This window comes from Yersinia sp. 2540 StPb PI (assembly GCF_052217165.1).
GTDB lineage: Bacteria > Pseudomonadota > Gammaproteobacteria > Enterobacterales > Enterobacteriaceae > Yersinia > Yersinia enterocolitica_E.
This window is the reverse complement of record NZ_JAZGQC010000001.1, coordinates 3191723-3214707: the sequence shown is the minus strand read 5'-3', so window position 1 is coordinate 3214707 and position 22985 is coordinate 3191723. Positions and strand designations below refer to the sequence as shown.

The following is a 22985-nucleotide window of genomic DNA, read 5'->3' as shown; positions in this document are numbered from 1 at the left end:
TGAAAACTCAGTGAGTGGAATGTTATGTTTCAGCGTTGATAGTGCTGTTCACCCCATGACAACATGATATGAATTAACTGTTCGAGTAACTGCTGCAAATGCGTGGCTCGCTCAGGTCGGTAGTGATAAGGCTCAGTTTCAGACATATAGTTTAACTGGGATAATTCCAGTTGCACGGCGTGTTGCTGATTCTGGGGCAGACCATATGCCCGAGTTATGTGACCACCTTTAAAGCGCCCATTCAATATATGGCTGAAGGTGGATTGATGTTGACAACATTCAATTAATTGCTTGCTTAATGATGGGTCACAACTGACACCACTATTGGTACCAAAATTCAAATCGGGTAATTGCCCTTCAAATAATCTCGGAATAACTGATGCAATTGAATGTGCATCTAACAGCAATGCATAGCCAAACTGTGCTTTAAGCCGGTCCAATTCGGATTGAAGTTGCTGATGATAAGGACGCCAGATATGTAACAGGTAAGATTGACGCTCCTGCGGCGACGGTGTTTTACCTGAGATAAAACAAGGTCGCCCATCGAACAACGTTTCGGGGAATAAGCCAGTTGTTGCTGTGGTATACAGTGGCTGATCATCCTCTGGGCGATTAAGGTCAACGACTAAGCGAGAGTAATTACCTATTAGTAAGCTGGCCCCCATATTTCTGGCAAAATCATAGAGACGAGGAATATGCCAATCAGTATCTGATAAAGGGCGTGCGGCAGCTGTTAGGCCAGCCTCCACCACGGGGGTTAGTCGGGTGCCGGCATGAGGAATGCTGATTAATAAAGGCAGTTTACCGGAGTGAAAACTTAACGGGTCAGTTAGATTCATGGGCGAACCTCTCCTTGGAAAACGACAGTCGCAGACAATTGGCCACCTAGCCAGTAAGCTAATTCGGCCGGGCGGGATAGTGGCCAATGGACCCAATTTGCCAGTTTGCCAATTTCCAATGTGCCTTGAGTCTCTTGCAGACCAAGTGCCTGAGCGGCATAGCATGTGACACCCGCCAACGCTTCTTCCGGTGTCATACGGAATAAGGTGCACGCCATATTGAGCATCAAACGCAAAGAGAGTGCAGGGGAGGTTCCTGGGTTGGCATCGCTGGCCAAGGCCATTGGCACACCATACTGGCGAAACAGTTCAATGGGGGGGCATTGTGTTTCACGTAGCAAGTAATAAGCGCCTGGTAGCAATACCGCCACAGTACCCGCATGGCCCATGGCTTGAACATCTGACTCAGTGGCATATTCAAGATGATCGGCCGACAATGCATTAAATTTTGCTGCAAGAGTACTGCCACCAAGTGCCGACAGTTGCTCGGCATGCAGTTTGACCGGCAAACCGACTTTCTGGGCGGCCAAGAATATGCGCTCGACCTGTGCCGGTGAAAATGCCAGGTGTTCACAAAATGCGTCAACGGCATCGGCCAACCTCTCTTCAGCTACCCGAGGAATGACGGTATTACAAACGAAATCAATGTAGTCGTCAGCTCTGCCGGCAAACTCAGGTGGTAAAGCATGTGCTGCTAAACAGGTTGTTTTAACTGTAATGGGGAGTAATTCACCCAAACGGCGGGCAACCCGCAGCATTTTTATTTCACTTTCAAGACTAAGGCCATAACCGGATTTTATCTCTATGCAGGTCACGCCCTCGGCAAGAAGAGGTTTCAGCCGAAATAAAGCTTGTTCGAGCAATTGTTCTTCACTGGTATTCCGTGTTGCCCTGACCGTTGAGATAATCCCACCACCATTAGCGGCAATCTCTGCATAGCTGACCCCGTTAAGGCGTTGCTCAAATTCAGCACTGCGATCACCGCCAAAGACGAGATGTGTATGGCAATCAATTAAACCAGGGGTAATCAGGCCACCTTGAAAGACGATCTCACGTGAGGCATGGAGTGCTGGCAACTCTTTATGTGGCCCAATCCAGACTATTTTACCGCCTGTGACCGCTATTGCTCCTTGCGGTATCAGATGATATTCCCCTCCACACATGGTCACGATATCGGCACCGTACCACAAACTGTCACAGTGAATTATTGACACCATCTCACTCCTTCAAGCTATACCCTTTGTACCCGCCGCCACAGCGCTGCTTACTGATTGAACCACAGGCATCAGTCAGTGCTCCGAAATTTATTTGTTGCTATAGCGTTAATGATGGCGAGTACACAGCGAAATTAAGTTGTATATACAATCATGGACAACCTAGCGCATAAAGTCACTATCAGCAAGATAGAGATTTAAACAATTGCGTAACACTTCGCAGTTCTCACAGAGAAATAAAATTGATCAGGACGTCACGGTGCCTTGTGGGGTAAAACGACCATAGAGTTGATAGCGTGAGCCTGGATACAGTAATTGCGCCGCAGTGACGACCACTTTTCCATACCAGGTTCTTCGGCGAATCAACAGACAAGGCTCATGCTCATCCAATTGCAGCAGTTGTCGCTCAGTCTGGCTCGGGATCACGGCTTCAACAATATGTTCACCTTCAGTCAGAGGCGCGGCTTGTGTGAGATAGCTGTAAGGAGTTATGTGATTGAAATCCTGCTTCATATAGTCGGGGGCCGTGCTTGGGTTAACACAGCGATTTTCGACTTGAACAGGGAAGTCATTCTCATAATGCACAATTTGCGAGTAGAACAACTGTTGACCGGGCAGGATCCCCAACGCTACCGCTTCTTCAGGGGTTGCCGGGCGAGCTTCTAGTTGCAGAATTTTACTGCTGTGGCGATGACCACGTGCGGTTATCTCGTCAGCAATGTTATGAACTTCAAGCAGGGCACTGTGCGCTTTTGCTTCAGCAACAAAAGTTCCCACGCCTTGCATACGAATAAGGAAACCTTCATTGGTTAATTCACGTAACGCACGATTGATGGTCATACGGCTGACCCCCAGCTCAGCAACGAGCTCGCTTTCTGAGGGAACGCGTTGATGGGGCTGCCAGACCTCGCTTCTGATCTGGTGGATAATGGCCAACTTAACCCGTTGATAAATTGGCGCCGGAGTATCGTCCATTGCGGCACTTAATTGTAAGACTTTTTGTTGTTCCGCCACGGCGTTAACCTCGTCAAATAAAAGATTTATATGCTAAGTCTACGGTTGAATTTAGCGTATGTATATGTATATACAAGTGAGTGGTTTAATTAATTGACGCCGCTGCTGCTTAGCGCGTTTGACTCTGAACAAAATATTGGGATATCGCTATGCCAGTTTATTTTACCGAGCGTGCTTTCTTATCGAGTGGATGGGCAGATAACGTACAAATTACTGTTGACGAACAGGGGTATATTCAGCGCATTGTGACCGGCAGCAGTGGTACTGGTTGTCAGGTTTTATCCGGCCCAATAGTGCCAGGCATGCCGAATCTTCACTCCCATGCCTTTCAGCGCATGATGTCTGGATTAGCCGAAATCGCCGGTAACCCACAGGATAGCTTCTGGACTTGGCGAGATCTGATGTATCGACTGGTACAGCAATTAACACCGGAAGATGTTGGTGTGATTGCCCGTCAACTGTATATCGAGATGCTGAAAGGTGGCTATACGCAAGTCGCAGAGTTTCATTATTTACATCACGATCCCGAAGGTAATCCATACAATTGCCCTGGTGAAATGACCGCTCAACTGAGTCAGGCAGCGCAAGAGGCGGGTATCGGGATGACATTGTTACCCGTATTGTACAGCTACGCGGGGTTTGGTGCTCAGCCTGCTCAGCAGGGGCAGCGCCGTTTTATTCAGAGCACCGATAGCTATCTCAAACAGCAGCAGGTCATTAGTAAACAATTGGCTAATCAGCCATTACAAAACCAAGGTTTATGTTTTCATTCTTTGCGCGCCGTAGAGCTCAGCCAAATGCAGGAGATCCTACAAGCTTCGGATAATCAATTACCGGTACATATTCATATTGCTGAGCAGCAAAAGGAGGTTAACGACTGTCTGGATTGGAGTGGGCAGCGCCCCGTTGCATGGCTGTATAACCATTTGTCTGTCGACAGCCGCTGGTGTCTGATTCATGCGACACACCTGGATAAATCCGAGCTTGTTCGTTTGGCAGAAAGTCAGGCTGTGGCAGGATTATGCCCGACTACTGAGGCTAACCTTGGTGATGGTATTTTCCCTGGGGTCGATTATCTGCATTATCAGGGGCGCTGGGGTATTGGTTCAGATAGCCATGTCTCATTGGATGTGGTGGAAGAATTACGTTGGTTAGAATATGGTCAGCGCCTGCGTGATCAACGCCGTAATCGTCTGACGAGTGAGCAATATCCTGCCGTGGCTGATTTGCTTTATAGCCAAGCTTTAGCGGGAGGACGACAGGCTTGTGCCAGCAGAATTAGTCAGTTAACAGAAGGCTACCGTGCTGACTGGTTAGTACTGGATGGCGATGATCCTTATATTGCTGGTACAAAATCGGCATCTTTGTTGAATCGGTGGTTATTTGCGGGGGGCAAATCGCAAATTCGCGATGTTTATGTGGCAGGCAAAGCGGTAATAGTGGATAGATATCATCCAATGCAACAGCAATCTGCACAGGATTTTCTGACGGTATTGAAAGCCTGTCAACAGGAGGTCTGATGAGCTTTACCCTTTTTGATTTTGCCAGCTTACCCGTTAGCCGTTGGCGAAATGGCGGCGGCGAAACCCGTGAAATAGCATGTTGGCCCGTTGGTGGAGATGATTTTGCCTGGCGTGCCAGTATTGCTACTATCGAACAGGATGGCCCGTTTTCAATGTTTTCGGATATCGATCGGTCAATTACGCTGCTATCAGGTGAAGGGGTAGAACTATCCAGCCCAGGCTGGGAGGCACATACTCTTTCCAAGCCGTTGCAGCCGTTTGCTTTCCCCGGTGATATCCCTATTCATGCGCGTTTATTAGGGGGGAGTAGTCAAGACTTTAATATTATGACGCGGCGCGGTTGCTGGCAGGCATCGGTATCGTCGGTGAGTTCGGCACAAAAACTCCCTGTTTCCCATAGTGGGTTGATCTACGTTGTGAAGGGAAACTGGCTTGTTTGCCATACCGAAACACACCAACTTACTGCTTCGCAAGGCTGTTGGTGGTTGCCTGCAATTAAGGGAGGGCAATTACAGCCTCTTACTGCGGATAGCCATTTGCTATGGGTCGATTTATTTCCTTGGCGGTAAAAGGGAATATTTTTTGTAATTTTCATTACAAACCAAAGTGATGCAATTCTTTGGGATTACTTTTTCACATGCAAGACTGCTATAACTGATGCTCACATAGATACTGTGGGCATCACCGCTATACCTTTTACAATTTCCCTCTGCCACACAAACTGCAACTAAGAAGATTTCCTCATTGCCAAGGCATGCGCTTGGTCACTCGATAGTGTTCAAATTACCAGCATTTGTTAGATCCATGTCATAGTTTTGTTATTTGCTCTATGCAAAACACACATTTCGGTTGTTTGGTGTTAAAAATTTCAATAATCTTAATTATGAAATAAACATTTAAAAAAGAGGTGATAGATGGAAGAATAGATAATAAAAAAATAACCAATTGTTTTATATTGATTATTTGTGAATTTCAAGCCGGGAATGGGGCGGTTGCATTCACGGAAGTGCATTGAAGTGCCTAAAATAACTATTTTTATTTTCTGCCGAGTCATGCAGTTGTAAAAAAATATTTTCAATAAGCGGGCGCTGAGATGTTAATGCATTCCACTTTTGAAGGGTATAGTTCATGAAGCTGAAAAAAATTATTATCGCCTCACTCGCTATTTGTCTGTTGCCATTGGGTGCTTATGCTAAAGATCTTAAAATTGGCGTTTCCATGGCTTACTTCGATGATAACTTCCTGACAATATTACGTCAGGCCATGCAAAACAAAATGAAAGAAGAAGGGAATGTCACTGGGCAATTCGAGGATGCAAAAGGGGATATTGCCCAACAAATTCAGCAGGTAGAGAATTTTGTCAGTCAAGGGGTCGATGCCATTATTCTGAATCCGGTAGATACTCAAGGTGTAAAGCCAATGATCAAATTAGCTGAACAGGCGAAGATACCATTGGTTTTTGTGAATCGCCGCCCTGAAATAACGTTACCAGCTGGTATGGCCTATGTGGGATCAGATTCTGAGCTTGCAGGTCGTCTACAGATGGAGGAATTAGCGAAGCTGATGGGGGGGAAAGGCAACGTAATGATCCTGATGGGGGAACTCTCGAGTGAGGCTACTCGTGATAGAACTCGGGGAGTAGAGAAAGTTGCAGCTCAGTATCCAGATATTCATATCATTGATAAGCAAACTGCAAAATTTTTCCGCAAAGAAGCGGTAGACGTTACCACTGATTGGGTTTTGTCTGGGCAACAAATAGATGCCATTGCATCAAATAATGATGAAATGGCCATTGGGGCTATTTTAGCCTTAAAACAAGCGAAGAAAAATGGCGTAGTAATTGGTGGCATTGATGGCACACCCGATGCGCTTGAGTTTATTAAGAAAGGCGATTTGAATGTCAGTATTTTCCAAGATGCTAAAGGTCAAGGAGAAGGCGCTGTAGATACTGCGATTAAATTAACCTCCGGCCAGAAAGTTGAAAGCAGTGTTATGATTCCTTATCAACTCATCACTAAAGATAATTATCAGGACTTTGCTAATAAAAATAAAAAGTGAAAACAACCTTTTCCCCTGGCTAATAGTTAATTATAAAAACACAGGAATAAGTTAACTTTTCAAGTCAAATTTTCATACATGAAAAATCAAATATTCATTAAATATATTTTAATGGATAGGTCGTGCCGTATTTATTGTTATCACTTTTTTGATAAATACGGCACTTACCCACTGAGCGTATTATGATGACCAAGGAGATGATGATATGTATCCTTACATTCTCGAGGCTGAAGGCATCAGTAAGCAATTTCCTGGTGTCAAGGCATTGAATAAAGTGGGCATTAAAATAAAAGCAGGAAGTGTCCATGCATTAATGGGCGAGAATGGTGCAGGAAAATCGACCCTGATGAAATGTTTGATAGGAATATATCATCCTGATGAAGGTTTAATAAAAGTAAAGGGCGAAACGGTTAACTTCAGTGATACATTAGATGCACTCCATGCTGGTATCGCAATGATTCATCAAGAGCTAAATTTAGTCCCGCATATGACGGTGGCAGAAAATATTTGGTTGGGGCGAGAGCCAGTTCATTATGGTTTTGTTAACCACGATTTGCTCAACAGTAAAACCGAGGATTTATTAAAGCATTTAAATATAAAATTGAAACCAGATATGCTGGTTGGTGAATTGAATATTGCCAGCCAACAAATGGTAGAGATTGCTAAGGCTGTTTCTTATGATGCAGATGTTTTAATAATGGATGAGCCGACATCAGCGCTGACCGAAGGTGAGGTTTTTCATCTGTTTGCGATTATTACTGAGTTAAAAGAGCAAGGAAAAGGCATTATCTATATCAGCCATAAAATGGATGAAATATTCGAAATTACTGATGAGGTCAGTGTTTTCCGCGATGGTATGTTTGTTGCCACAGATAAAACGGTAAACCTGACAAAACAGTCATTAATCACCATGATGGTTGGTCGCGAACTTACTCATATGTTCCCAAAATTTAATAATAATATTGGTGAAGAAGTTTTACGAGTTAATGAGTTACGGCGAGATGGGCTATTTCGCAATATCTCATTTTCCGTAAAACGAGGCGAGATATTGGGTGTTGCTGGTTTGGTTGGCGCAGGTCGTAGTGAGGTTATGGAAAGCTTATTTGGTATGCATCCTGCGGACAGTGGTGAAATTTTTATCGAGGGTCTGCCAGTCAATATCGACTCCCCGTCAAAGGCTATTGAACAAGGATTGGCTTTTCTTACCGAAGACCGAAAGAAGTCAGGGTTATTCTTAGTCTTGTCTGTGGTTGAGAATATGAGCATCGTAAATCTTTCTGAGTACATTAATACAAAAGGTTTTGTCAGTCATGGACAAATGGCTAAAGACTGCATGGAGCAGATTAAAAAATTAAACATCAAAACACCTACGATGGATCAAATAATTAATAATTTAAGTGGCGGTAATCAACAAAAGGTGCTCATAGCACGCTGGTTATTAGCTCAACCCAAAATACTTATTCTGGATGAACCCACTCGCGGTATTGACGTTGGGGCAAAATCAGAAATTTATCGTTTAATTAGTGAACTGGCGAACCGCGGTGTAGCCATTATTTTAGTTTCCTCTGAGCTACCTGAAATTCTTGGTATGAGTGATAGAGTTATGGTCATGCACAGCGGACACATCACTGGAATATTAGATAAACAAGATGCTAGTCAAGAAAAGATAATGGCACTGGCCTCAGAATAATTACTGGAAGGTAACGATAATGAGTAATGTTAAATTTGCTAAATCATTAACGGTTGAGTCAACAAAAACACATTCATTCATGTCTGGATTTAAAGGGAAATTACCTAAAGATACCGGTATTTTTATTGTCATGATCGGTATTGCATTGATTTTTGAGTTCCTTGGCTGGTTTATTCGTGACCAATCATTTTTATTGAATCCTAATCGGCTATTATTGATCGTTCTGCAAGTGGCTATTATAGGTATCATTGCCGTCGGGGTGACACAAGTTATTATCACTACCGGCATTGATCTCTCATCCGGCTCTTTAATTGCATTAACGGCTGTTGTCGCGGCGAGTCTAGCACAGACATCAGAAAGTATTTCACCTATGTATCCGCACTTATTGGATTTACCCGCGGCTATCCCTATTATTGCAGGAATAGGGGTCGGGATACTGTGTGGATTTATTAATGGTTTCTTGATAACCCGTACAGGTATTCCTCCCTTTATCGCTACATTAGGAATGATGGTTTCTGCCAGAGGGCTTGCCCAATATTACACTAAAGGCAATCCGGTAAGTTTTCTCTCCGATGATTTTACCGCGATTGGGCAAGGTGCTATGCCCGTTATCATTTTTTTGGTTATTGCGGTGATATTCCATATTGCACTGAAACACACCCGTTATGGTAAATACGTCTATGCCATCGGCGGGAATATGATTTCAGCAAAAGTATCAGGCATTAACGTTAATAAATATCTGGTAACGGTTTATACCATTGCCGGGGGATTAGCTGGCTTGGCGGGCGTGGTTTTGGCCGCCCGGGTGAGTAGCGGGCAATCAAGCATGGGCCAATCTTATGAATTGGATGCGATCGCGGCTGCCGTTATTGGTGGTAGCAGCTTGATGGGTGGGGTCGGCCGTATCACCGGTACAGTAATTGGCGCCGTAATTTTAGGATTGATTAAGAGTGGTTTTACTTTTATTGGTGTGGACTCCTACATTCAGGACATAATCAAAGGCATCATTATTGTCAGTGCCGTCGCCATAGATATGCATCGTAACCGCAAGAAGCGCTAACCTCAGTCGGCGCGATTAAACCAGTAGCACTAACAGCCTATCATTCTGCTGTTGAGTGCTACTGGGGTTTGAGGCCAAATCACGCAGAAAACACACTAACATCGTAGTTATTTTTTATTTCAGATAATTTTTTATAGGATGATATATCAGTATTTACTAATGCATTGGCTTACAGATAGTCACCGTTTAGCGAAAATAATCCAATAAATCAATTAACCTTGTTCTAGAGTATTACAATGCCATTTGTCACTCATGGCGTTGCTTTACTGTCATAAATACGCCTCCACACCCAGCTTAGCATCTTGGCGGTATCACCCGACTCAGGCAATTGGGTAATTTCTGCTGCTGCTGCCCAGTGGCCACCTTCATCTATGCCAGCAATGTCATAGCGGAAAAAATAATCGGGCTCTAACCCCATTCGCAGATCTGCAAGGGTTAGCCGAAGCTCGCCATCCTCACGTTGCTGAGCGTGAGCGGCGATAAACCCATGTGTGAACCACAATAGACGTTTCAACTGCGGTACGGATGTCAACTGCGCCAACGCCTGGTTGTCGCTTTCGTGAAAAGTAAATTGCATCGCTCCCCGATCCGCGACAAGGGACCGGTCACCGAGCCAGTAGCCATCCGGTACCATCACAATCACCCGCCAAACCAGCGTGTTGAACGGAAGCGGTGTAGAAAAACGCGGGGCATTCTGCAAGTTCAGAACAGCCAGGCTTGGCGAGGCTACCCGGTCAACCAGAGATTTGGCGGCAACACTCCAAGCCAGGTAGGCCGAGCTCACGAGCAAGCCTGCTACCAACCAATTGCGTGCCGCCCTGTCTCGGCCTGAGCCACTCGTTTGCTGCTCAGTTTTATGTGGTGAAAGCTGCCAGGCAGCCATAACCCCTATCAGCAACGGCACTGTATACAACGGATCAATGACGAAGATTGTCGCCCACATGACGGGTGGGGTCTTCATGGGCCATAACACCTGCGTACCGTAGACGGTAAAGGCATCCAGCAACGGATGTGTTATCAGGGCCAGCCAGATCGCCAACAGCCACCGCAACGGGGCACCTCGAACCAGCGAACTGCGAGACTTGAGTAAGAGCCAAAGCAGCAATCCCAACAACGTTAGCATCAAGAGTGAATGCGATGGACCACGGTGCCAGGTCACTTCTGTAACCACATCACTGCTGAACACTTTGAACCAGAGCACGTCCAGATCGGGCAAAGTACCAAGTACTCCACCCGCCAGTATTGCCTGGCGTCGATGATGCGGGGGGACGACAAGTGCGGCGACACTGCTGCCAAGAACAATCTGAGTTAATGAGTCCATGGCAAACTCCAACGGCTTGGTTTACTGATCTGTTGGGCATCTTGTGCCTTTATCCATCGGTCATGCAGCCATTGTTCCGTTTTGCGGCGAGCGAGCAGGGTTGCCCATTCCAGATCGCGCTCGAACAGCATCGGTTTCTCATCGCTACCGATGATGACCCAGAACCAACGCCCATCAGCCAGATTGCGTGCCTTGAATTTTAAACCGGTGAGTTGAACGGTCTCGTTACGGCCTGCGTGTGATAAGCGAATAGGTTCATCATGGAGAGTAACAGACGCTCTCCCCAGGCTGGTCAGCAAGTCGGGCGCAGCCTTACGCAAGAACTCTGCCGCAATCTGCTCAGCGCGCTCACGAGGCGGTAACGGTTTTCCCACCAGGTCGAGCGAGATGTTGGCAAAACCCTTGAGTGTGCCATCGGCGGCGATCACCGTACTAAAGTGTTCTCCCTCCAGGAAGGCATTGCGCTCATCGCGCCTCTCGTAACGGCTGAGTGCGGCGGGCTGACCATCCAGAGTGACCGGACGCTGACTGGTTTGATGATGAGTATCTGGGATGCTGATCGGGTTATCTCCAACCGCACCGGAGGCTGTTTGCAACGCGAAAGCAGACAGCGCAGTGGTAAGCCCTAGACTGATGCGGAACACCAGGATCCAACGGTAGGAAGTCAGGACTGAAGAGAGCGAAGAACGGATAGAATTCATGATTTCCTCGTGTATGAAGCAAGCGATGCACTGCCCGCAACGCAGACAGTGGCCAGTAAAAGTGCCACCGCAAGCCCCACCAATAGCGGGACGAAGCCGGGCACCCAGGACAGGATAAATGGACCGATGCTGGCACCGATAAACAGGACAAAACCATTGAGGGCCATGCCCGCGGCGCGGTTAGGTACCGCCAGATCACCAAACTGGGTGATCATTGCCGGGATAGCGAGAGCGACGCCGACCACGAAGACCAGGCTCCCAATGGCAATACCAGTCAGCGATTGCGCTAATACAGCCTCTAGGGCCAAGCCCACGGCCGCAATCAGATAACCTGCACCCGCAACGCCCGGCATCCCGATCCGAGCAGCAAGCGGCCCGACCAGCAACGCCATGAACATCCCTGGCAATCCAACCAGGCGCAGTGCAATGACTGTGGCAGGAGAAAGGTTCAAGCCCGCCAGATGCGGCCCCAACGCCGTATACATCGCAACGAAAGACAGGAGAAGTGTGATGTGTGCAAATGACAGCAGCAGAATGGCAGGCCGCACGGCAATCTTGCCCAATGCCACGAAACGATGGCCCAGATGACCCTCAACGATAGTGCGTGCCGGTTCCTTTATCATCAACGCAATTAATGGAAGCATGACCACAAGACCGCCTCCTGTGATCAGAAATACCCAGAACCAATCCCATCGTAACGCCACCCAGGCCGCGAACACTTGCCCAAGGATACCCGCCACGAGGAAAGACGTAGACATGGCCCCGATGGCGGTTGCTCGGTGACGTGTCGGCACCGCTTCCGCAAGATAGGCCAGTGCTACGGGGGCAAAACTGGACGCAGCCAGCCCCTGTAACATCCGAAGTCCCGCCAACCATGGCAGCGAAGGCACGAAGGCGCAGGCAAGTGTGGCAATCGACAGGGCGCTCAGCCCCATCAGCATCACTGGCCGACGACCATACTGATCCGATAACGGCCCCCAGAGCAGGAACCCGCCAGCATAGGCCAGGCTGAAACAAGTGGCCAGCGCGAACGAGACGGCCCCCGGTGTTGCCGGACTGAAAGAGTGACCGACGTACGTCAGCAAAGGGATTGCCAGGTAAAGCTGGGTCAGCACCAACAGGGCGACCGCGACCAGTAGCGTGACACCCGGCCCACTCGCGTAATGAGCTGGCCCGAGGTGAGGGGGCTTGCTGAAGGCCTCATCAGCCAAGCCTGAGACTTGTGTATTTTCAGCCATGGAACCCTGCTTCCGATATCGGTACAGCACCCCCAACGATGACGGAATGTACCTGACGTGCAGTATGCAGTTCCCAGAATTGGTCAGCGATGTCCATTGGTGCGACGGTATCACTTTTACCCACACCGCCCGGTGTTCCCTCAACGAAGCCGTTGACGATCACCTCACCGACATGAATGTCATGTGACGCGAGGGTATGCGCCAGAATATGGGTCGTTTTACGTTGAGCTGCAACGCTGATGGCAATCGCAGCATAATCGATGGCGAACGCATTGATTTGTGGGTCATCGAGCGCCATGACGCCGCTGGTAACCAGTACGGTACCTTTTGATGCCGCAAGGTCGTTCATGCTCTCTTGTACGGCGGTGATGTAGCCAACAACGCGGAGATCGAAACTCTTGCTCAGATCTGCGGGCTGAGTGGACAGCAGGTCACCTTCGATATCGAGAAAAACGTTCCAGTGCAGGATACCTATAGGCCCCATTATCTCATGTACGTCCGTGACGGCATGTCGAATCGCTTTAATATCGCTCAGATCGGCTGGGAAAGCGCGAGCCTGGATGCCTTCGGCGGTCAATTCCGTTACCGCATCAGCGAGACGCTGAGCATTGCGCGCAATCAAGGCTACGGGATGACCCGCCTTACCAAAACGGCGAGCGACTGCATGGGAAATACCCGGGCCATAGCCACAGATGAGGATGGTGTTTTTCATAGTTCAGACTCCGATTATAAAGTAAAATTACAACTCCAACGTTTTAGTTGGAAATAACTATAGTATGATTACGTGATAGCAACAACCCATAAATGAGAGAGAAGAAAAATGGCTTGGGATACTGAAGGGACGAAACGCAAAATTCTGGACGCGGCGATGACCGAATTCGCCCGACTCGGACCCGATGGCACTACCCTTGAGCGGGTTGCCAAGTTGGCCGGGGTAAACAAGGAGCGTGTTTATAATTACTTTGGCGATAAGCGAGCGCTGTTCTCAGCCGTATTACGTAGTGAGTTGGCCAAGGTGGCATCGGCGTTGCCCATTACATCCTTTGCGGTTGAAGATATTGGCGATTACGCTGGCCGTGCTTACGATTATCACCTCGACAATCCTGAACTGAGTCGGCTCATGCGCTGGGAAGGGTTGATATTCAGTGATGAGGTGCCGGACGAAGAACAGCGACGCGAATACTATGGATACAAGATTCAGGCCGTGAGCGATGGGCAGCGCGAGGGAATAGTTACCCAAGCCATTGGGGCAGATCATCTGGCTTTTTTGGTGTTAGCCTTGGCCGGATGGTGGTCTGCCGTTCCACAGGTCGCGCGCATGTTAACGGGACCAGATAGCGCAGAAGAACATGCCAGACGGAGATCCTCTGTCATAGAAGCTGCCCGACGTCTGGCGTCTGCCCCATAAAGTTATTCGACCGCTAGCTTTTGCGTACTGTCGACGAACTCAGAAAGAACTAGAGGCAATGTAAGCCTAAATAGCGGCCTTAACTTTCTTCTCTAAACGGAAATCAGGGGTTCTCGACATCCCGGTTTTGCCATAACCCGCTTTTTTGTTAATAAAAATAATAGCCATGTCTGATTTCATTTGTGGTTTTCGCCCTGACTTAATTTTGGTCGTCATTGCAGCGGCACAACCGCCATTTGCCTTCTCCAGGATAGGTCGATGCTCGGCCTCAGCGACGGCAGCTAATATCTGGTGGCCTACTGTGCAAGCGTCTATTGATTAGCATATATGTAATAGTATAACATTACATCTGTGCTATTCAACAAGGAGCTATTGATGTCTAAAAAATATAACTACCTATCCATAATTGCATTGAGTGTTTGTGTTTCATTGATCAGTTTTAAATCATTTGCGCACGGTAAACATAGCCAGTCACATGAGCACCATCAATCGGATGCTGCACGCACGGCAAGTGAAGGTATCTTTGCAGACAAAGATGTTAAGGATAGGGGGCTGAGTGATTGGGATGGGGTCTGGCAATCGGTTAATCCCTATCTATTAAAAGGGGATCTGGATTCGGTACTCGTTAATAAAGCGAAAAAAAATAAAGATAAAACGGTTACAGAATACCGAGAGTATTACCGCCGGGGCTACCATACTGATATCACTATGATTGGTATAGAGAATAACACTATTGATTTTCACACCTCAGATGCCGTTAATTCATGTAAGTATAGCTACTCTGGCTTTAAAATAATGCACTATGACTCAGGGAAGAAGGGAGTACGCTATTTATTCGAATGTAAAGATGCTAACTCACAAGCACCAAAATTTGTCCAATTCAGTGACCATATAATAGAACCACAAAAATCCCATCATTTTCATATTTACACGAGCAATGAGTCGCATGAAGCATTGCTTAAAGAAATGGATAACTGGCCAACGTTTTATCCAATCACATTAGGCAAAGATGAAATAGTTCACGAGATGTTGCATCACTAAAGTTAGTGTTGTCGATTATTTCCAGTAAGAGAAGACCATGCATCCGCATGGTCTTTTTGTCTGTTATTCAAGCGAGCATTTGGGTCGGTAGGCCATACATTGACCCATTTGATTTTGTATTCGTCGCAGATGAGTGACGCACACAGCTACATACACCCGCAATTTTTATGGTTATCCGGTAGGATGCATAGCGACTAAATCTCAAAATGTGATATTTATAAAACATCTTTTCATTAAAATTGAAATTTTGTTTTTAGAGTGCTATGTTCTGCACAGTCAAGTCTAACTATCACACCCAATGGGCTACAGCTCATTGGCGCAAAGGAGAGAACATAATGAAAATTGCACTGATGATGGAAAACAGTCAGGCAACTAAAAACGCCATAATTCTGAAAGAGCTGAATGCTGTAGCCTCGGAAAAAGCGTACCCGGTATACAACGTGGGCATGAGTGATGAAAACGACCATCACCTGACTTATATTCATCTGGGGATCATGGCCAGCATTCTGCTCAATTCTAAAGCAGTGGATTTTGTGGTTACTGGCTGTGGTACAGGCCAAGGCGCAATGATGTCATTAAACATCCATCCAGGTGTTGTATGTGGATATTGCATCGATCCTGCTGACGCTTTCCTGTTTGCTCAGATCAATAACGGTAATGCATTGTCACTGCCATTCGCCAAAGGTTTTGGCTGGGGTGCTGAATTAAATGTGCGTTATATCTTTGAAAAAGCGTTTACTGGCGTGAAGGGGGAAGGTTACCCGCTGGATCGTAAAGAGCCGCAGGTACGTAATGCGGGTATTTTGAACCAAGTGAAAGCTGCGGTAGTGAAAGAAAACTATCTCGATACACTGCGCTCTATTGACCGTGAATTAGTGAAAACCGCAGTAAGCGGTGCACGTTTCCAGCAGTGCTTCTTTGATAACTGCCAAGTTGAAGAGATTAAAGCTTTCGTGAAAGAAGTACTGGCGTAACGATAGCCTCAAGTGCTGAAGAATAAAACAAGGCTCCTGAACAGGAGCCTTTTGCTTATTTGATACCGCTAAAACACTTAACGACTACTTACACCGTGGTCTGCTAACACTTAGGCGCTGCCCCTTGTGGTGGCAGATAGCGTAGTGGATCAAGTGCGGTTGCTCGGTAACGGATTTGGAAATGCAACATTATCGTGTCTGTTCCGGTGCTGCCCATGGTGGCTATTTTTTGCCCCGCTTTTACATCTTGAGCAATATTCACTAGCATGGTGTCGTTATGGGCATAAGCGGTGATGAAATCCTCACCGTGTTTAATCATTATCAGGTTGCCATAACCACGTAACTGATTCCCGACATACACCACTCGCCCTTTGGCCGACGCGTAGATTGGTTGCCCACGTTTAGCCGTAATATCAATGCCTTTATTACCACCGTCGGCGGTGGAGTAGCGCGATATTATTTGGCCATTAGTCGGCCAGCGCCAGCATCGATTCGCACCCGGTGGTGGTGTCGATGCAGCGAGTACAGTATTTGAGGATTTACGCTTCGTTGATGTTAGCCGCCCGGACGCAGCAGCACCGCTGAGCTGAAGTTTTTGCCCAACCTCAAGTCTATAGGGGGGGCGCAGCTTGTTGATGCGGGCAAGGTCACTCACTTCGCTATCACTGATCCATGCAATAAAATAAAGTGTGTCACCTGACTTAACAGTATACGATTTTTCGTTATAACTGCCTTTTGGCAGTTTGGTGTAGTCACGATTGGATTTGTTTGAGCACCCAGCCAATAGCAAGACAACCATTGCGTATACCGCCAACCATGGCCACCACTGAATTCTACTTTTAGTGTTCAAAACTTTTCCTTTATCGCCGTGATATCAAACTCCCTCAGCCAACTATATTAACATTTGAACTATAAGGTTCAAAAGCCTGTGTAAGATTATCGTTTAGGATTGGTGGTAATTGGCAGACTAAAATGGCTCACAATTTCTTGTGAGCCGGGGGAAACCCATAGAATTGTGTGGATTAGTGGCTTCTTACGTATTACCGCTTTCCAATGGAGTGCAGCACTCTGGCAGAGAGTCGCCTTTGCTGTTTACGGTTTACTAGCCATGATAATGATGGGCTGAAAAGCATGTAATATTTATAACTATTAATATTACATTCCTATTTATGTATTTGCTATGAATTATCTGTTTGTTATTAAATTAACTTTATTCAATAATTATTAATATATCTATAAATCAAAATGTTTTTTAATTGGCTTTTGTTAAGCTACTTTTTGAAATATTAACGATCAATGCGAGAAATATACTGACTTTCTGTGTTGCTTGTCTGGAGTGTTTATTCTAGATTTAAACTGAAAATAATATAAGGCATGGCGGTTGATTTGTATTTAATTATTAGTTGGCTTGTTTTTATTCTTTGTGAAAACTATGGTGCTAAATTTAAACTAAATAAATAGGGTGTTTATTATGTCAGATAATATGGACTGTTTGTTTTTAGATTCTCGCTTTGGATCATTACTAATGAGTTACTCAATTGATAAAAAACAAATTCCGCTTCAATCACATCTAATAGATTGTTTTTAATTACCTTTTAATAATCTAATTATGAGGTGAGTTTATGCAGAACAATAACGTATCAATCAAACGCAGCCCGTCAATAAAAAAACTGGGCATTATGACGCTGGTGGTCATGAATATTGTGGCAGTGGTCAGTCTAAGAGGGTTGCCTACCGAAGCGGAGTATGGATTAAGTTCTATTTTTTACTATCTGTTTGCTGCGGTATTCTTCTTGATCCCGGTCTGTTTGGTGGCGGCTGAATTGGCAACCGGTTGGCCGGAAAAAGGCGGAGTATTTCGCTGGGTAGGCGAGGCTTTTGGCCCGCGCTGGGCATTTTTAGCCATGTTTATGCTGTGGACTGAGGTGACGGTATGGTTCCCTACAGTCCTGACGTTCGGTGCGGTTTCATTAGCTTTTATTGGCCCCGACCAGCCATGGGATCAAGCACTCTCGGCCAATAAATTCTTTGTGCTCGGGATGGTGTTGTGTATTTATTGGTTTGCGACCTTTATTGCCTTTAAAGGGGCGGAAACCTTTGCCAGGGTCTCAAAATGGGGGGGATTGATAGGCACCATCATTCCGGTAATTATCCTGATAATATTAGGTTTTTCATATTTGATTGGTGGAGGTACCTCGCAAATAGAGTTGTCATGGGATAACGTTATTCCTGACTTTTCTAATTTCGATAATGTGGTTTTAGCCGCCAGTATCTTCCTGTTTTATGCTGGGATGGAGATGAATGCCATCCATGTCAAAGATGTAGAAAACCCGCAGAGAAACTATCCCATCGCTATTATGTTGGCTGCTTTAGGGACTGTACTTATTTTTGTCTTGGGCACGTTAGCCATAGCTTTTGTGATCCCCGAGTCTGATATCAATCTGACACAAAGTTTGTTAGTGACATATTACGACTTATTTAAGTGGGCCGGTATCGAATGGTTAGGGCCGATAGTGGCATGCTGTCTGGCTGTGGGGGTATTAGCAGGTGTAGTGACATGGGTTGCCGGGCCTTCATCCGGGTTATTGGAAGTGGCTAAGGCCGGATACTTACCGCGCTGGTGGCAGAGTATCAATAAAAATGGCATGGCGACGCATATCCTATGTGTTCAAGCACTTATTGTCACCTTGCTATCTATCTTGTTCGTGGTACTTCCCTCAGTTCAATCGGCCTACCAGATATTGAGCCAATTGACCGTCATCCTGTATCTCATTATGTACATGTTGATGTTCAGTGCGGCTATCTACCTGCGCTTTAGTCAACCAAACCGACCACGGTCTTATTGTATACCTGGCGGTAATGCAGGGATATGGATTATTGGTGGTACAGGGCTACTGGGTTCGTGTATTGCTTTCATCTTTAGCTTCATTCCACCTAGCCAAATTGCGGTGGGTAGCCCCAAGGAATATGTCGCTATTTTGATCGCATTAGCCTTGTTCTTCTGCATGGTACCTTTGGTGATTTATGCACTGCGCAAACCTCATTGGCGTGATGAAAACTGTGATTTTGCCCCTTTTACCTGGGAACGAGACCGTGGGCATCCCGGAATCCCGACCACCAGTGCCATTCATACCAGCGATACAGTAGCAAACAGGTAATACCCATAAATTGGCTGAACATAAAATCTTAATGAAAAGCCCTGAGGGGCTTTTCATACATAAGCATCTGCAAACTGTTAATTACCACATCAAATCATCGGGCACTTTGAAATCGGCATACGGATCTTCTCCATCTTGCTCTTCCTGACTAAGCGCACTATTTAATACAATACTGTTCGCATCTCGCTGCGCAATTTTATCGGCTACGCTCGCGGGGATAATAGCGTATTCACTCTCGCCACTGTTTTCAACAATCAGACGAGCAATGGCGAGACGACCACTAATCAGCTGAGCTTGAGTGAGCTTATCCACAACTATTTTTTTAATTAAATTATTATCTGTGAAGTTAAAACCAATATTGCCTTTTGAAATATCGATTCTGTTCATTTCAATGAGCTGTTTCACCTGAGCTTTATACTCTTTAGATAAAGCCGCTTGTTTTTGTTGTTCGCTTAGCTGTTTATCACGCTCAAGTTGTTCTTTTTTATTTTCATCCACAGCCTCTCTTGCCTCACGAGCCTGAGCTCGTGATTTCTTAGCTGTTCTTTGGACTTTGGCCATTTTTTTGCTGGTCACTAATCCAGCTTTTAGCATCTGCTCTTGTAAGGTGAGTTTTGTCATCTTCGGTCCTAAACCAGTTGAATAATTTGTGGGATTATACCTGTAATTTTTGAGTCTGTTCCAGGTTGCAGGACCTGATCACGGTATTACTTGAGTTTGGAGGGGGTTATCAGAGGCTGGTGGGGCCTGTTCTCAGGATTCGCCAGTCGGTTTAAAATTCGGTATCATCCGCTCCCACTCTTCATCCGGGTAGCCTGATGTCTAAGATAATCGATACCTTTATTGCCCCGCCGTGTCATGACAAGATAGAGATTCTCTATCAGGACGATCACCTGGTACTTATCAATAAACCTGCTGGGCTGCTTAGCCTCTCGGGGAAAAATCCGCAAAATCTGGATTCGGGGCATCATCGGTTAGTACAGATATTCCCCGGCTGTACCCTGGTTCATCGCCTGGATTTTGGTACTTCCGGGCTGATGGTGATTGCCCGCAATAAGGCTATAAATGCCGCGCTCTGTCAACAGTTCAGCCAGCGCACAGTGACCAAAGTGTACAGCACACTGCTCTGCGGACATCTGGACAACAACGAAGGGATGATAGACGCAGCGATTGCCAAAGACCCGGCACTGTTCCCGCTGATGTCGATTTGCCCAATCCACGGCAAACCGGCTCGCTCCTACTATCGGGTCGTGGAGCGCTTTTATCATGAGTTGGAAGATGGGACGTTACTGCCATTAACGCGGGTACAGCTAACCCCGGAAACCGGGCGTACTCATCAACTCCGCATCCACTGTCAGCAGTTGGGCCATCCCATTTTGGGCTGTGACCTGTATGGCGGTCGCCTGCTGCCAGGTACCGAACAGACTCCACGGCTGATGCTGCACGCCAGTGAGTTGCATTTTGTTCATCCCATCAGTGAAGAGTGGGTCAAAGCCCATAATACCAGCCCGTTCTGAAAGCAAAAGTATCTATTACGATGCCACCCGGAGTATCCCCGATCTTATTTAAACGGGTATTACCTGTTGTTCTGGTCACTGGTGGGCTGAAAGTACCGCTCCACGTGATGTAATTCGTTATAGCGATGCTGGTTTTGCTAAAGTTCACCAACCTGTTATCTGGTAACTCTCGACTCGATGGGTTATAAAAATTATCTAAATATCGTTAAATTCGGGTCCCTGTTGAGCAAATACAACGATTAGTGGTGTGTTTATCCTCAGAATCATCTTAATCCAAATAGGAATCGAAAATGGTCAATCTTGCTAACACTAAAGGTAACAATACCACTGGTGTACATATGCTTCAGCGCGACAAAAATGGTGGTTTTCGGATTCGTACCAGCCCAGATTGTCTGAAACGCTTCACTTCAGTTGATATACGTCCAGAACATCGTAGTTGGTTCAACGGGAAAAACGAAATTTACGGTTCGGAGCCTTACAACACGATTGAAGAAGGTGCGGCAGCTCTTTGTGCGTTCATCGAAAAGGTTTGCGGCATCACATGCGTCTGGGAACCTAAGAGAAAATAACGGTACCCCTATCTGGATTGGGGCAGATCAATTATGTCCGATCCTCGCTCTTGAGAGACCAACATAATCATTGGAGGAGGTTTGATTATGAATATGTCGTCGTGGAAAATCCCATCATCGGCCAAAAAAACTTCCTCAGAGATCATATATGGGGGAGATAACGACAGTGTCTATACAGCTTCTTCAGGGTTAGTTCAGGGGGAAGAGTGTTGTTTTGGGCAGTCAGTGACCTGCGGGTAATTGCGACATACTAGATTGAGTTTGTTTTTCGGCTCGAAACCTTTATCCAGCATGCATCGTTGAATATTAGCGGCTTTGCGCAGCGTCGGCACGTAAGGCGTCGAACCCAACGGTTGCGGATAACCGCATTGATACATCACCGCCAGTGCTTGCTTGTCGTTTTCAACTTCATGAGAAAAATGCAGCGAGGCTCCCACTTTACGCCAGGTAATCAAGGAAGATTTGCTCACGCCGGAATCCGGCTTAATCGGATGAAACCCTCTGTCTGCGACAAAAGGCAGCGCTTCTAGCTGACTCTGACTCAAGGGATACCCCTGTTCTTGCTTGAGGCAGGCTGGTGTATCGTGGTAAACACGAACGCTGCAAATTTTGAATCCGTCTTTACGGGTAAAGCCCATATTCTCCATGCATTGGTAATACAGAACGGACTCATTATCCGTTTTGGGAATATCGGAGCCGGGGAGTTGCACGCCGCATTTACCCATCGCGACGCGCACGCCGTCGATATCCGTATCAGGACGCTGCCACTGTGTTAGATCCGGTGCTGGGGGGCATCCTGTCAGCAGGAATACAGACGTCATCAGCAGGGGTAAAGTTATCAGAGTCGATTTTCGGAACATTAAAATCCCTTATTTATTATTGTTTAAGATAGCATCCATACTGCCCGTATTTGCTCTACCAGAAAACAAAGAATCTTCGTGTAATTCAGCGATTGCTGGGCCATAAGAAACTGGAAAGCACGGTACGTTACCTTGGCATTCACGCCTGTTTCCAGCTCATAGCGAATTAAAGACCATAAAAATTATGACATCACTCATGGAGAACCAAGTCATGGATTTCACTATCAGTCCCGCACACCCTGAGCACTTTGGCATGCTACGCGCTATTGAACTGGCTGCTTTTGAAACATTGCGTAATGCAGGTGCGGTAACAGGCGAGGCGGGCGCAAGTAGTCTGGAGGAATTAAGCGAATTCAGTCGTAACGGTCTGCTGCTCACGGCCTATACGTCTGATTCTGTTCCTGTAGGGTTTGTCGCAGGCAAAGTTGAAGATATATGGCTGCACATTGCTGAAATTGATGTGCATCCGGGCTGGCAACGCCATGGTATCGGCAGACGACTTATGCAGACACTGCTCTGTATCGGGCAGCAGCGCGGTCTGACTGGTGCCACGCTGACAACAGACAACATGGTTGCTTTCAATGCCAGATTTTACGGCACATTAGGTTTTAAAATTGTGGAAGGTCTCGCACGACCACCACATCTTGTAAGCCTGAACGCTGATGAAATCGCGAAAGGTTTCAATCCAGCGCGGCGTGCAGCAATGTGCGTGACCTTCAGGACTCCGGGCGGGAAATAGTCCGCTATTCGCTCTTGCAGGACAACCATACTCAAATCTCTCACATCGTAGGAGATTTGAG

The 22985-nt window shown here is 46.5% G+C and carries 22 protein-coding genes; 12 read left to right on the top strand and 10 right to left on the bottom strand.

From position 1 onward, the window contains the following. Positions 1-29: 29 nt before the first annotated feature. From hutG to hutC, 3 genes are all read right to left on the bottom strand, one after another. The gene (hutG, locus tag V1956_RS14700) at positions 30-839 is read right to left on the bottom strand and encodes an N-formylglutamate deformylase (protein ID WP_372558863.1); all 810 of its coding nucleotides are present in this window, start codon (positions 837-839) and stop codon (positions 30-32) included. Beyond that, a complete protein-coding gene (gene hutI / locus V1956_RS14695; protein WP_442825272.1) occupies positions 836-2056 on the bottom strand; it encodes an imidazolonepropionase in 1221 nt (406 codons plus the stop codon). The genes hutG and hutI overlap by 4 nt, the downstream gene beginning before the upstream one ends. 243 nt (positions 2057-2299) lie before the next feature. Next, positions 2300-3067, bottom strand: a complete 768-nt coding sequence (gene hutC, locus V1956_RS14690) for a histidine utilization repressor (RefSeq protein WP_083159045.1) — start codon at positions 3065-3067, stop codon at positions 2300-2302. Positions 3068-3216: 149 nt separating this feature from the next. Between hutC and V1956_RS14685 the strand changes: the two genes are divergently transcribed. From V1956_RS14685 to V1956_RS14665, 5 genes are all read left to right on the top strand, one after another. Further along, entirely contained in the window at positions 3217-4587 is a 1371-nt protein-coding gene (locus V1956_RS14685) for a formimidoylglutamate deiminase (RefSeq protein WP_442825271.1), read from the top strand. Next, entirely contained in the window at positions 4587-5159 is a 573-nt protein-coding gene (locus tag V1956_RS14680) for a HutD/Ves family protein (RefSeq protein WP_083159043.1), read from the top strand. Before V1956_RS14685 ends, V1956_RS14680 begins: the two co-directional genes overlap by 1 nt. Before the next feature lie 559 nt (positions 5160-5718). Next, a complete protein-coding gene (locus tag V1956_RS14675; protein ID WP_372558866.1) occupies positions 5719-6648 on the top strand; it encodes a sugar ABC transporter substrate-binding protein in 930 nt (309 codons plus the stop codon). Positions 6649-6853: 205 nt separating this feature from the next. Next, on the top strand, positions 6854-8338 hold the full coding sequence (locus tag V1956_RS14670) for a sugar ABC transporter ATP-binding protein (protein WP_442825270.1): 1485 nt from the start codon (positions 6854-6856) through the stop codon (positions 8336-8338). Between the two features lie 19 nt (positions 8339-8357). After that, positions 8358-9398 (top strand): ABC transporter permease, encoded by a 1041-nt coding sequence (locus V1956_RS14665; RefSeq protein WP_372558868.1) that lies wholly within the window; start codon positions 8358-8360, stop codon positions 9396-9398. Between the two features lie 250 nt (positions 9399-9648). On the opposite strand, the gene V1956_RS14660 is transcribed toward V1956_RS14665, so the two are convergent. The 4 genes from V1956_RS14660 to V1956_RS14645 are packed head-to-tail and all read right to left on the bottom strand — an operon-like array spanning position 9649 to position 13370. Beyond that, positions 9649-10719 (bottom strand): metal-dependent hydrolase, encoded by a 1071-nt coding sequence (locus V1956_RS14660; protein ID WP_442825269.1) that lies wholly within the window; start codon positions 10717-10719, stop codon positions 9649-9651. Then, the gene (locus tag V1956_RS14655; protein WP_442825268.1) at positions 10707-11420 is read right to left on the bottom strand and encodes a hypothetical protein; all 714 of its coding nucleotides are present in this window, start codon (positions 11418-11420) and stop codon (positions 10707-10709) included. The genes V1956_RS14660 and V1956_RS14655 overlap by 13 nt, the downstream gene beginning before the upstream one ends. Continuing rightward, positions 11417-12658 (bottom strand): MFS transporter, encoded by a 1242-nt coding sequence (locus tag V1956_RS14650; RefSeq protein WP_442825267.1) that lies wholly within the window; start codon positions 12656-12658, stop codon positions 11417-11419. Before V1956_RS14650 ends, V1956_RS14655 begins: the two co-directional genes overlap by 4 nt. Continuing rightward, on the bottom strand, positions 12651-13370 hold the full coding sequence (locus V1956_RS14645) for an SDR family NAD(P)-dependent oxidoreductase (protein WP_442825266.1): 720 nt from the start codon (positions 13368-13370) through the stop codon (positions 12651-12653). The genes V1956_RS14650 and V1956_RS14645 overlap by 8 nt, the downstream gene beginning before the upstream one ends. 108 nt (positions 13371-13478) lie before the next feature. On the opposite strand from V1956_RS14645, the gene V1956_RS14640 reads away from it, so the two are divergent. The 3 genes from V1956_RS14640 to V1956_RS14630 all read left to right on the top strand — a co-directional run bounded on the left by V1956_RS14640 (position 13479) and on the right by V1956_RS14630 (position 16081). Next, complete coding sequence (locus tag V1956_RS14640) at positions 13479-14066, top strand: TetR family transcriptional regulator (protein WP_042569675.1); 588 nt, start codon at positions 13479-13481, stop codon at positions 14064-14066. Between the two features lie 375 nt (positions 14067-14441). Continuing rightward, a complete protein-coding gene (gene zinT / locus V1956_RS14635) occupies positions 14442-15107 on the top strand; it encodes a metal-binding protein ZinT (RefSeq protein ID WP_372558873.1) in 666 nt (221 codons plus the stop codon). Between the two features lie 335 nt (positions 15108-15442). Continuing rightward, the gene (locus V1956_RS14630; protein WP_005185124.1) at positions 15443-16081 is read left to right on the top strand and encodes an RpiB/LacA/LacB family sugar-phosphate isomerase; all 639 of its coding nucleotides are present in this window, start codon (positions 15443-15445) and stop codon (positions 16079-16081) included. Between the two features lie 103 nt (positions 16082-16184). Here V1956_RS14630 and actS read toward each other — a convergent pair whose 3' ends face one another. Further along, complete coding sequence (actS, locus tag V1956_RS14625; protein WP_442825815.1) at positions 16185-16913, bottom strand: amidase activator ActS; 729 nt, start codon at positions 16911-16913, stop codon at positions 16185-16187. Between the two features lie 790 nt (positions 16914-17703). Here actS and gadC point away from each other — a divergent pair. After that, positions 17704-19239, top strand: a complete 1536-nt coding sequence (gene gadC, locus V1956_RS14620) for a putative glutamine/gamma-aminobutyrate antiporter GadC (RefSeq protein WP_442825265.1) — start codon at positions 17704-17706, stop codon at positions 19237-19239. Positions 19240-19320: 81 nt separating this feature from the next. Here gadC and V1956_RS14615 read toward each other — a convergent pair whose 3' ends face one another. After that, complete coding sequence (locus tag V1956_RS14615) at positions 19321-19860, bottom strand: DUF2058 domain-containing protein (protein ID WP_442825264.1); 540 nt, start codon at positions 19858-19860, stop codon at positions 19321-19323. A 197-nt stretch (positions 19861-20057) separates the two neighbouring features. On the opposite strand from V1956_RS14615, the gene V1956_RS14610 reads away from it, so the two are divergent. Continuing rightward, positions 20058-20756, top strand: a complete 699-nt coding sequence (locus tag V1956_RS14610; RefSeq protein WP_442825263.1) for an RluA family pseudouridine synthase — start codon at positions 20058-20060, stop codon at positions 20754-20756. A 290-nt stretch (positions 20757-21046) separates the two neighbouring features. After that, positions 21047-21325, top strand: coding sequence for a hypothetical protein (locus tag V1956_RS14605; protein WP_083158630.1), 279 nt, complete (start codon positions 21047-21049; stop codon positions 21323-21325). A 194-nt stretch (positions 21326-21519) separates the two neighbouring features. Here the strand turns inward: V1956_RS14605 and V1956_RS14600 are convergent, their stop codons facing one another. After that, entirely contained in the window at positions 21520-22185 is a 666-nt protein-coding gene (locus V1956_RS14600) for a hypothetical protein (RefSeq protein ID WP_442825262.1), read from the bottom strand. Between the two features lie 211 nt (positions 22186-22396). On the opposite strand from V1956_RS14600, the gene V1956_RS14595 reads away from it, so the two are divergent. Continuing rightward, a complete protein-coding gene (locus V1956_RS14595) occupies positions 22397-22924 on the top strand; it encodes a GNAT family N-acetyltransferase (protein WP_442825261.1) in 528 nt (175 codons plus the stop codon). Positions 22925-22985 lie beyond the last annotated feature (61 nt).